The organism is Bradyrhizobium sp. Leo170, from assembly GCF_004296405.1.
In the GTDB taxonomy this organism is placed as follows: domain Bacteria; phylum Pseudomonadota; class Alphaproteobacteria; order Rhizobiales; family Xanthobacteraceae; genus Bradyrhizobium.
In genome coordinates this window covers 36,636-46,395 of sequence record NZ_PSRR01000022.1, presented here as the reverse complement: position 1 = coordinate 46,395, position 9,760 = coordinate 36,636, and the positions used below count along the sequence as shown (strand labels likewise).

The 9,760-nt window shown below is 60.1% G+C and carries 10 protein-coding genes; 6 read left to right on the top strand and 4 right to left on the bottom strand.

What is annotated here, in order from left to right; genetic code table 11:
- Nucleotides 1-292: 292 nt before the first annotated feature.
- The 3 genes from CWO89_RS45740 to CWO89_RS06710 all read right to left on the bottom strand — a co-directional run bounded on the left by CWO89_RS45740 (nucleotide 293) and on the right by CWO89_RS06710 (nucleotide 1,676).
- Entirely contained in the window at nucleotides 293-436 is a 144-nt protein-coding gene (locus CWO89_RS45740) for a hypothetical protein (protein WP_165421032.1), read from the bottom strand.
- A 413-nt stretch (nucleotides 437-849) separates the two neighbouring features.
- The gene (locus CWO89_RS06715; RefSeq protein ID WP_283813513.1) at nucleotides 850-1,086 is read right to left on the bottom strand and encodes an NYN domain-containing protein; all 237 of its coding nucleotides are present in this window, start codon (nucleotides 1,084-1,086) and stop codon (nucleotides 850-852) included.
- 104 nt (nucleotides 1,087-1,190) lie between these two features.
- Nucleotides 1,191-1,676 carry a helix-turn-helix domain-containing protein gene (locus tag CWO89_RS06710; protein WP_165421031.1) on the bottom strand — a complete coding sequence of 162 codons (486 nt, stop codon included), beginning with the start codon at nucleotides 1,674-1,676 and terminating at the stop codon, nucleotides 1,191-1,193.
- A gap of 436 nt (nucleotides 1,677-2,112) precedes the next feature.
- Here CWO89_RS06710 and CWO89_RS06705 point away from each other — a divergent pair, with 436 nt between their 5' ends.
- Both CWO89_RS06705 and CWO89_RS06700 read left to right on the top strand, forming a co-directional pair.
- On the top strand, nucleotides 2,113-2,742 hold the full coding sequence (locus CWO89_RS06705) for a response regulator transcription factor (RefSeq protein WP_130577851.1): 630 nt from the start codon (nucleotides 2,113-2,115) through the stop codon (nucleotides 2,740-2,742).
- Nucleotides 2,743-2,825: 83 nt separating this feature from the next.
- On the top strand, nucleotides 2,826-3,209 hold the full coding sequence (locus CWO89_RS06700) for a response regulator transcription factor (RefSeq protein ID WP_130577844.1): 384 nt from the start codon (nucleotides 2,826-2,828) through the stop codon (nucleotides 3,207-3,209).
- Between the two features lie 23 nt (nucleotides 3,210-3,232).
- Here the strand turns inward: CWO89_RS06700 and CWO89_RS06695 are convergent, their stop codons facing one another.
- Complete coding sequence (locus tag CWO89_RS06695; RefSeq protein ID WP_165421030.1) at nucleotides 3,233-5,845, bottom strand: winged helix-turn-helix domain-containing protein; 2,613 nt, start codon at nucleotides 5,843-5,845, stop codon at nucleotides 3,233-3,235.
- A 398-nt stretch (nucleotides 5,846-6,243) separates the two neighbouring features.
- Here CWO89_RS06695 and CWO89_RS06690 point away from each other — a divergent pair, with 398 nt between their 5' ends.
- The 4 genes from CWO89_RS06690 to CWO89_RS06675 all read left to right on the top strand — a co-directional run bounded on the left by CWO89_RS06690 (nucleotide 6,244) and on the right by CWO89_RS06675 (nucleotide 9,687).
- The gene (locus CWO89_RS06690; RefSeq protein ID WP_165421029.1) at nucleotides 6,244-6,540 is read left to right on the top strand and encodes a helix-turn-helix domain-containing protein; all 297 of its coding nucleotides are present in this window, start codon (nucleotides 6,244-6,246) and stop codon (nucleotides 6,538-6,540) included.
- 170 nt (nucleotides 6,541-6,710) lie between these two features.
- Nucleotides 6,711-7,613 (top strand): helix-turn-helix transcriptional regulator, encoded by a 903-nt coding sequence (locus tag CWO89_RS06685; RefSeq protein ID WP_130577841.1) that lies wholly within the window; start codon nucleotides 6,711-6,713, stop codon nucleotides 7,611-7,613.
- A 153-nt stretch (nucleotides 7,614-7,766) separates the two neighbouring features.
- Nucleotides 7,767-8,672, top strand: a complete 906-nt coding sequence (locus tag CWO89_RS06680; RefSeq protein WP_130577840.1) for a helix-turn-helix domain-containing protein — start codon at nucleotides 7,767-7,769, stop codon at nucleotides 8,670-8,672.
- Between the two features lie 106 nt (nucleotides 8,673-8,778).
- Nucleotides 8,779-9,687 carry a helix-turn-helix domain-containing protein gene (locus CWO89_RS06675; protein ID WP_130577839.1) on the top strand — a complete coding sequence of 303 codons (909 nt, stop codon included), beginning with the start codon at nucleotides 8,779-8,781 and terminating at the stop codon, nucleotides 9,685-9,687.
- Nucleotides 9,688-9,760: the final 73 nt, after the last annotated feature.

Below are 9,760 nucleotides of genomic sequence, written 5' to 3'. Positions count from 1 at the left end.
TTGCGCTTTCGGGAACAATTGTCTTGCACAGAGGTGCTTTTCTGAGCAAGCGCCAAAAATCTTGAACTTGGCTCCTGCAGCCGGAAGCTCCAGCGCCCCGCCGGGTGAATGCAGCATGCAGTGCGCCCGTCATTAATAGCGTCGCCGGGCTGCTCCCGCACCACAAGAAGAACCGTCTGAACGGCACGCACTACCAAAGTCCCCGCTGTCTGGGTTAATGCTCTGGATTGCTGCGTGGGCCCCGTAGCGTCGAACCACGAAGGATCGACACATCCCTTGCCGGCTCCGCTGCTCAATCAGGCGAAACGCCACTCGCCTGCCCTGCGAGCTCGGCCTTGTCGATCTCGGCCTCGCTCACCGCGGCCGCTCCTTGGGAGTGCGCAGCGTCCTGGTAGCCGGCGAGCTCTGCCGCACTCCCACCGTCTAGCGGCAACACCTCACAGTTGTCTATATCGCTGACGGGCAAGACCATAGTCGAAGCGGATTGCGCACGAGGGCAACTGTGTTGAGGCGAAGCTGCTTGCCCCCGATCGATACCGCGCCAAATCGGCGGCGAAGGTGTGACCCCCGTCTTCAAAGGTCTACGGGAAGATCTGTGATGAGATGGTGTTACTACAGCGTCGCCATTAATCCTAACGATCGCGTCGCGAGCGTCGCAGCGAAGAAAGAACGCCGCCCCACTCAGCGAACCAAGATAGCTCGCAAGGTCCAAACGGTTCACTTCACCCTTAGGGAGTGGACCCATCACCAGCGACCGGCTAGATTTCGCAGTCGGCTTGCCGGTTGGTAATCGTATGCGGGTCGCCGACCTATACCTTGATCACGTTAAGCAATAATCATCCGCACGCACTAACAGCGAAGGTTTTCGAGATGCGGGTCGAGGTTGATGAAATTTGACGCCGCGTCTCGAAGCTCTCGCGCACAATGCCCCCAGAACACGACTTCGACCTTAAATCCATCCTCAGCGAGTTCAAGCAGCGTCGGCACATAATCCCTGTCACCAGCAACGAGAACGAAAAGATCCTCGTCCTTTTCTCCTTGCTTGTAGGCATCCTTCGTCATCTTGGTCGCTATGGCGGTATCGATCCGTCCGGGAGTATCTCGACACTCTGGAAGCCGGGATCATGCTCAAATGGAAGGTCAGGCGGGATAACGATCCGAAGTCATCACGCTCTAACGACGGCAACGCCTCACGGTATCGACCAGCGATAGTCCCGCGGTGACATGCCGACGTGCTGGCGAAAGCGCCGCGCACAATGGCTTTGGTCGGAAAAGCCGGCCGCCAGCGCGATCTCAGAGAGTGACAGATCCGTCTCCGACAAGAGCTCCATCGTCCGCTCCACTCGGCGGCGAACCAGATAGTCGTGTGGAGTAAGGCCCACGGACTGCTTAAAGGCGCGGACGAAATAGCAAACTGAAAGATTTGCGAGTTTGGCCAGCGCTTCGACGCTGATCCGCTGCTCGATGTGCGCATCAATGTATTCGCGCACCCTCCGCAACACCCTTGGGGGCAGGCCGCCCCGGACATGGGGACCGGAAGGAAGGGCGATTGCCATGTCAGCCGAGCCAACCGTGAAAAGTCGCAACGGCGAGACCTCCGGACATCCATCTGTGGCCGGCGCTTGCAACCTCCACACTGAAGACTCGTTTCTTCGTTCATCCAGCGCTTTGAACATCTCGCGTTCCCCTGTTAGATCTTTTCTTGCCACTTCTGTAGCGAATACGAGAGACCAGCCGTTCTGCGAAGGTCGGCCCATTGTTGAGCGTGTGGGCGAGGATGATTAACTCGCCACCCGGCGCCAATCGTGCATGGGTCTGATTGTCTCACACCTTGGTGTGAGTACGGGTGATCCTGCCACCCTCGTTCTTGCAAACGATCGGGGCGGTGGCGCCAATCGAATGATCAATTCGAACAAGACTTGCATGTTTCATACAAAATGCTTGCGGAGCGATCGGGCGATGCCCTCGCTGGTCGCCCCCTCATTGTGGACGGGCGGCCGGAGATTCGATGACGCGGCACGCTTTTCTGGCCATCGATCATACTTTCGTGTGATGATGCCGATGGCCGGCATCATGGTATTGAGTGTGATCCTCCTGCCGGGTGGATTTGAGATGCCCCAGGTGTCAGACGAGCCCCCTCTCGTTCACATCGTCGATGACGACGACTCGCTGCGCGCTGGACTTGCCAGCCTGCTTCGCACGGTCGGGTTGACTGCACGGACCTATGGTTCAACCCAGGAATTTCTGAGCGCGGAGCGACCGGAACAACCCGGCTGCATTGTGCTCGATATCCGCCTGCCGGGGGCGAGCGGACTGGATTTCCAGGAAGAGCTTACGACGCTCGGGATACGCTTGCCGGTGGTACTGATGACCGGCCATGGCGACATTCCAATGACCGTCCGCGCCATGAAGGCGGGCGCGGTCGATTTCCTTCCAAAACCGTTCCGTGACCAGGACATGATCGACGCGGTAACCGCCGCCATCAATCGCAATCGGTTGCAGCGCGCGAGCGAAAGCCAAGCGGTTGCCGTCGTCGATCGCTATGCGATGCTTTCGCCACGGGAGCGCGAAGTCATGGCATTGGTCACCGCCGGCAAGATGAACAAGCAAATCGCCGCAGATCTCCGTCTGAGCGAAGTGACGGTCAAGATCCATCGCGGCGCCGCAATGCGAAAGATGGGCGCCCGTTCGCTGGCCGACCTTGTTCGAATGGCGGACGCACTGAAGAGCCGATCAGATTGAGGGAAGCTCCGGAGAACGATCAAGCAACAGCGCGCAATGCCGGGTGGAGATTGGCTTGAGGTCGGCTCGATAGGGGCTGCAGCATGGCGAACGGACATCTCATTTCGATCGTGGACGATGATCCGTCCATGCGCGACGCACTCGCGAGCCTCATCCGATCGCTTGGCCACGATGTTCGTGCGTTCGCCTCCGCCGAAGAGTTCCTCGCGTCCCACGAGCTCGAGCGGTTTTCCTGCGCAATCACCGACATCCAGATGCCCGGGATGAATGGCTTCGAACTCAAACGGCAGCTCAGCTTACATCATGGCGCCGTGCCCGTCATTATGATCACCGCGCGCGCCGAGCCGGATCTCGAAGAAAGGGCGATGTCGAGCGGGGCCGCCTCTTTCCTCCGCAAGCCTTTTGAAGCAGAAACTCTGGTCGGTTGCCTCGCACAGGCGCTGGAAGGTTGGCCTAACGCGCATTAGAGCATGATGACTTTTCTTCTGCACTAAATCGCACCGGCTTCACGCGCAATGGCCGCAGCCTGCGTACGCTTGCGCGTTCCGAGCTTCTCGTAGATGCGCCGCAGGTGCGTTTCGATTGTGTTTTCGGTCAAGAACAGGTCTCGGGCGATCGCCTTGTTCGAGCCTCCTTTCCAGATCAATCGCAAAATCTGTACCTCGCGGGTGGTAAGCCGAACCGCGTTTCCCGTTACCTCAGCCCTGCGATCTCGAAGCGCCGTCGTCGTCATCGCGGCAATTGGCTCCTTGAGCTCGCGCAACAAACCGACCGTGCGCGGCTCCCTCATGACGGCAGAACGAACCACAAGCGGCTCAGTCGCCCAGCTCTCGTCGGCGAATACCCGCACCATCCCGCCGTCCGCAGCGCGCATCACCGCCTCATCGAACGCCGCGCTGGCCTCACGTCGTCGGCCGCCTGATTCGAGCGCTTGCGCCTCAAGAAACAACAGCCGCAACGCCCGGCGTCGACGTCCGGCTGCCTCGGCGCGCTGCCGCTCGGCGCGGATTTCCGGAACCGTCTCATTGCTATCGCCTGTCGCCTGCCGAAGGCGCAGTCCGGCAATCATGACGTCGTCGATTTCGCCGGCGTGCGGATTGAACGCACCAAAGCTGTCCCAGAGAGCCGCGTCGCTGCCGGCGGCGAGCGCGCGGCGCGCACCTTCATTATTGTTGCTCCGCAACGATGCGTAGGAGCGCTCGAGCCATGCAGCGGCAGTCAGGCGGCGAAGGCCGCGGCGAGCACCGATCTCACCGAGCTGCACCAGCAGCGACTGGCCGTCATCGCCGTGTCCGCGTAAGAAGTGCAGTCGCGCCGCAATACGATGCAGCACGATCAAGTGATCCGGCATGCCGGTCTCGATCACGATCGGCATGTAGTCATCGACAAGCGCCTGACAGGCGTCGAGCGCATTGGCTTCATAGAGACACTCCGCAAGGTAGGTCGCGACGACGGCGCCGGCGCCGCCATAGCGTTCGCCGCCCGCGATGGCCCGGTTGAACGCACGTTCAAGCGTTGCGCGCGCGGCCGCGACCTGCCCGAGATTAAGTTCGATGGCCGCGGCGAAGCACGCGCTATAACTCAAGACATACAGCGCATCGATCGGTTCGCAGGCCTCGCGCGCCTGCGCGAGCGCGCGCTGCGCCTCATCGTAGCGCCCGAGCGCAAGATGGCAGAAAGCGCTCGCATTGCTGGCGAGCCCCGCCGTGAACCGGCCGAAATGCGACGATCTGTTGCGCAATTCATCAACGGCTCGAAGCAAGTCGGGAATGCCGTCGGTCCAGCCGAGCATCATGAGGCGCATGGCAACGATCTCATCATCGCCATCCGTTCCAACCTCATCAGCCCGTTCAATGACGTCCATGTATCGTCTGGCAGCATCATAGCGATGGGCAAAGATCGCCGCGAAGGCCGCGGCCCGCAGCAGCGCCGGCCGGCGGTAGACTTCGGCGTCGGGCAGCAGTGCAATGGCGTGTGCGGTGTCCGCCACCCGGCCGGAATGAAGATTGTCCATGGCCGATGCTGCGAGCAGATCGGCGGCGAACATGTGATCCTTTGCCGACAGCGCATGTGTAATGGCTTCGTTCATGAAACCATGGGCGGAGGTCCAGCAGGCCGCGCGCCGATGCAACGGCTGCAACTCGCCCTGTCTCTCCTGCGCCATGCGAACACGCAGGAAATCCGCAAATAACGGATGATAGCGATACCAGCGCTCCTCCGCGTCGATCGGAACGAGGAGAAGATTGTCGCGCACGATCTGCGCGATCATCTCATTGCTATCGCCTCGCTCCAGCGCAGCGTCACACAACTCAGCACAAAATTGGCCAAGAACGGCGGAACGCAGCAGGAAATCGCGTTGCGGGCCCGGTCGACCGTCGAGCACTTCCTGCGCCAGATACTCGGCGACACTTGCGCTCGCGCCCGAAATCGCCCGCAGCGCATCGGATCCGTATCTGCCGTTCACAGCAATTGCCGCGAGCTGCAGCGCGGCGGGCCACCCTTCCGTGTGCTGTTGCAGCGCCCGGATTGCTGCAACGCCGATGTTTTGACGTTCAAGAAACGTCTGGGTCTCCTCCGGTGTAAAACGCAATTCCGCCTGGTCAAGTTCAAGAAGCTGGCCATACGCGCGCAGCCGGCCGAGCGCCAAAGGCGGCTTCGTGCGGCTGGCGAGAACGACGCGATGATGCATGTCAAGATCAGCCAGCAGACGCTGCAAGAAGGCCCAGACGCTCTCATCAACGATTAGTTCGAGATCGTCAAAAAACAGGGCGATTGGAGCGTCGGAGAGCGATAGTCGTTCGATCAGGTCAGCTGCCCTGCCCTGTACCGGATTCGCATTTGTCGCGGGCGTTTCCATGGACGGGCTGGCGACAGGCTCCCCGAACGCCGTCTGAATTGCCCCCTTCAACGATTGCAGGAAGCGACCGAGCTGATTGTCAGCCCGCTCTACCAGCAGCCAGACCGTAGCGATGCCACGCGCCTGGAAGCGTCGCCGCAATTGCTGCATCAGCGTGCTTTTTCCAAAACCGGCCGGGGCGCAGATCAGCGTCAGCTGCGCGACGCTTTCGCCAATCAGGCCCAGCAGGTGCGCCCGCTCGACCATCGTGGCCGGCGCTCGCGGGGGCGAAAAGCGAGCGCCTCGCAGGCCTGTCGTGTGACTTGCCTGGGGTAACGACATCCGGCGCTCCCAGCTTGATGCAGAGGAGCCTTGATGCTGCGATGGCAGATTTCCGCTGTCAATACAGACGCTTGCGTCCGTGACTGCACAATTCACGGTTCTCCGTGATGTTTGCGCTGCACCCTGGTCGCTACCTCCCGCCCCGGTGCCCCGCAAAGCGGGGGCAGCCGACGGGAGATAATGGAAAATGGTCCGCCACCACGCGACCGCGCAGCAACCTTTGAACAACGCGATTCGCAACGCCGAACGGAATAGCCATGCCTGCGCGCCGCGATAGATCGTCTGCGTCGCGAGCGCTCGACGACCGCCGTTTGCGGCGCGTCATGCAATTCATCGCGGCCAACCTGCATAACACTATCCGTCTCAAGGACTTGGCGGAGGTTGCGAGCCTGAGCCCGTTTCACTTCTCCAGGGCTTTTCGCAAAGCCACAGGAGAATCCCCGCATCGCTTCCTGCGCGAATGCCGCCTCGAGAAGGCAAAGGAATTGCTGGCCGACGGAGCCGCAACGATTGCGGAAATCTCCCTGATCTGCAGCTTTTCCTCACAGTCGAGCTTTACCCGCGCTTTCACCCGCGCCTTCGGCCTGGCGCCGGGCAAATATCGCCGAAAGACCCAGTAACCAAGGGCAGCGAAAATCAGCAAGATCGGTAAAGACACCAATGGTATAAAACTGCCTAAATGGTGGATGCCGTCGCGCGTCCGCCGGGACGGAGCTTGGCTCACGGGGCTTCGCTCATGGTCCGTAAATCAGCGGCTCTGAACGCCTGACGACAACTCGGTTGGTCGAGCATGGAAGAGAGCAGCGCTTACGGCCAATCTTTCGGAGAACGCCTGAGGGCGCAAGCCACCTCGTTTGTTCGCTCGTTGCGCAACACCAATATCGCCGCAACCGAGGTCCGCGCCGACAATCCGCCACATGGCCTGTCCGCGCCCCTTACGCGCGAAGATGCGTTTTTGGTGGCGGTTATACTGCGGGACTATCCAGTCCATGAGTATTTCGAGGACGGCCGAATTGCGGGAGTAACATCGCTCAGGACCGGTGAGACGGTACTGTACGATGTGAAGCGCAACCCGCAGTTCTATATCAATAATCCATTCCACAGCATTCATTTCTATTTTCCGCGTGTCGCGTTGAACCTTATCGCGGAAGGTGAGGACGCGCAGAAGGTCGAGGAATTGCGGTATCAACCCGGTGCCGGTGTCGACGATCCCATTCTGCGGGCATTGGTCGTCTCTCTGGTGCCGGCTTTCGAGCATCCCGAACAAGCAAGCCGCCTTTTTGTCGAGCATGTCACATTGGCGGTTGGCATTCATGTCGCCAAGACATATGGGGATGCGCGTTCAGTCGCCACGACCTCGCGCGGCGGATTGGCACCTTGGCAGATGAAGCGCGCCGAGGACACGCTGGGGGCTAACTTGGAGGGCGACGTCTCTCTGGCCGACCTGGCAAACGATTGCGGCTTGTCGGCAAGTCATTTTTCCCGGGCGTTTCGGCAATCCACCGGCCTCTCGCCACATCGGTGGCTCCTGCAGCGCCGCGTCGACCAGGCAAAAAGTTTGCTCTCCGAGCGCAAAATGTCGCTCTCAGAGATCGCGCTCGCCTGCGGATTCGCCGATCAGAGTCACTTCACGCGCGTCTTTACACGTCTTGTCGGAATTGGTCCTGGTGCCTGGCGTCGAAACCGCGACTAATGTCTATTAGAACGACAAAGATCGTTGTCGTTCGCCGTCGCAGGCAGTATCGTGCGCCCTACAAGAATCCGTACGCCTATTTCAAACAGAGCGCCTTGCCGCGCAAGCTTAACCTTCTAGCCGGCAAAGCAACTCAAGCAGCTGAGACTTGGGATGCAAAAGAGCAGCGGTTACGGGGACAGATTTGGTGAGCGCTTGCGGGCCAAGGCTACCGCATTCGTTTCGCGTTCACTGCGCAATACCAGTATCGCGGTTACAGAGCTGCGCTCGGACAACCCTGAACATGGCATATCTGCACCGCTTGTTCGTGAAGATGCCTATTTGATCGGCTATCATTTTGTCGACTATCCCATTCACGAATATTTTGAAGACGAGCGCACCACTCCCCTCACCTCTCTCAGAGCCGGCCAGACCACGCTGTACGATCTCAAGCGCAGTCCGCAATTCACCATCAACAAGGCCTGCCACTGCGTTCATTTCTATTTTCCACGTAGTGCACTCAACATCATTGCCGATAACGCAGAGGCGCGGCGCATTCACGAACTTCGCTATCAGCCCGGCGTCGGGGTCGATGATCCCATCATACGCGCGCTGACTTCCTCGCTCGTTCCGGCTTTCGAGCATCCTGATCAAGCCAGCCGTATCTTTGTGGATCACGTCACGCTCGCGGTCGGCATTCACGTGGCCAAGATGTATGGCGGCATGGTTTCGCAAATCCGGCCAACGCGCGGCGGATTGGCACCCTGGCAGTTGAAACGGGCCGAAGAGACGCTCGCCGCTAGTCTTCAGGGCGACATCTCGTTGGCGGATTTGGCAAATGATTGCGGCATATCGGCAAGTCATTTTGCCCGCGCATTTCGGCAATCGACCGGTCTATCACCCCACCAATGGCTTCAGCAGAAACGCGTGGACGAGGCCAAGGTCCTGCTGCGCGAGAGACGGCTGTCACTGTCGGAAGTCGCCCTTGCCTGCGGTTTCGCTGATCAAAGCCACTTTACCCGGGTCTTCTCCCGCTTGACCGGTGTCAGCCCCGGCGTGTGGCGCCGAAATCTAGACTAACGTCTTAGATTTCTCATGGTCGAAACGGTCAAAGCCTGCACGAATCTGACAATCGTTTTTCTGCAGGGCGGTGCAAATAGCGGCATCGCTTGCAGAAAGGTCTCACATGACGGACCAAGGCGGCGCCTATGGCCAGCGGCTCGCAGATGCCTTCCAGCTCAAGCGAGCGCCCGCATTCGTGACGCGCTCCCTCCGAAAGTCGAAGATCGCCGTCACCGAGATCAAGTGCGATATCGCCAACCACGGCCTCACAGCGCCGATCCCCTATGAGGACGCCTTTCTGATCACGGTGCAGCTTCAGGACTGCCCACAACACGATCTCTTCATCGACAACCGGCAGGTGCCGACCAGCTATTTGCGAGCGGGAAGCGTCAGCATCTACGACTTGCGCTCCAATCCGATCGCCAACGGCATCAGCACCTTTCATTCACTGCATTTCTACGTCCCGCGGGCCGCTCTCGATGTCATCGCCGATATGGAAGGCTGTGGTCGGGTAGACGAATTCGCCAATGAGCCCGGCGTTGGCGTGGAGGATGCCGTGCTCAGCGGACTGGGGACAGCCCTGCTGCCGGCATTCCAGCGCCCCAAGGAAGCCAACCAAGTTTTCATCGACCATCTGGCGATTGCGGCGACGGCGCATACGCTGAAGACCTATGGCGTCGGCAGCTGTGTAATTCCTTGCACGCTCGCGGGTCTGGCGCCATGGCAAGAGCGGCGCGCCAAGGAGGTTCTAAGCTCTCGATTGGACGGCGAGATCTTTGTGTCCGACCTTGCCAGCGAGTGCGGACTTCCCACCGGCGCTTTTCTGCGAGCCTTCCGTCAAACCACCGGGGTCAGCCCATACCGCTGGCTGCTCCAGCATCAGGTCGAGCACGCCAAGTTCCTGCTGCGGAGAAATCGGCAAGCCGATCTGGATGAACTGGCTCTCGCGTGCGGGTTCGCCAGCGAAGCTCACCTGGTGCGCGTATTCAAGGGCGTAACCGGTGTGCATCCCGAGGCATGGAGGCAGGGATAGGACGTCGACGGAGCTGACCAGCGTGCATCGCCGGTAGTCTCCGGGATTCCGTCGAACATTGATGAGCAACAGC

What these genes read in the sequence shown, in the direction of transcription:
- CWO89_RS06710 (WP_165421031.1), bottom strand. Translation starts at nt 1,676, where the DNA reads ATGTTCAAAGCGCTGGATGAACGAAGAAACGAGTCTTCAGTGTGGAGG.
- CWO89_RS06705 (WP_130577851.1), top strand. Translation starts at nt 2,113, where the DNA reads ATGCCCCAGGTGTCAGACGAGCCCCCTCTCGTTCACATCGTCGATGAC.
- CWO89_RS06700 (WP_130577844.1), top strand. Translation starts at nt 2,826, where the DNA reads ATGGCGAACGGACATCTCATTTCGATCGTGGACGATGATCCGTCCATG.
- CWO89_RS06695 (WP_165421030.1), bottom strand. Translation starts at nt 5,845, where the DNA reads ATGGTCGAGCGGGCGCACCTGCTGGGCCTGATTGGCGAAAGCGTCGCG.
- CWO89_RS06690 (WP_165421029.1), top strand. Translation starts at nt 6,244, where the DNA reads ATGCAATTCATCGCGGCCAACCTGCATAACACTATCCGTCTCAAGGAC.
- CWO89_RS06685 (WP_130577841.1), top strand. Translation starts at nt 6,711, where the DNA reads ATGGAAGAGAGCAGCGCTTACGGCCAATCTTTCGGAGAACGCCTGAGG.
- CWO89_RS06680 (WP_130577840.1), top strand. Translation starts at nt 7,767, where the DNA reads ATGCAAAAGAGCAGCGGTTACGGGGACAGATTTGGTGAGCGCTTGCGG.
- CWO89_RS06675 (WP_130577839.1), top strand. Translation starts at nt 8,779, where the DNA reads ATGACGGACCAAGGCGGCGCCTATGGCCAGCGGCTCGCAGATGCCTTC.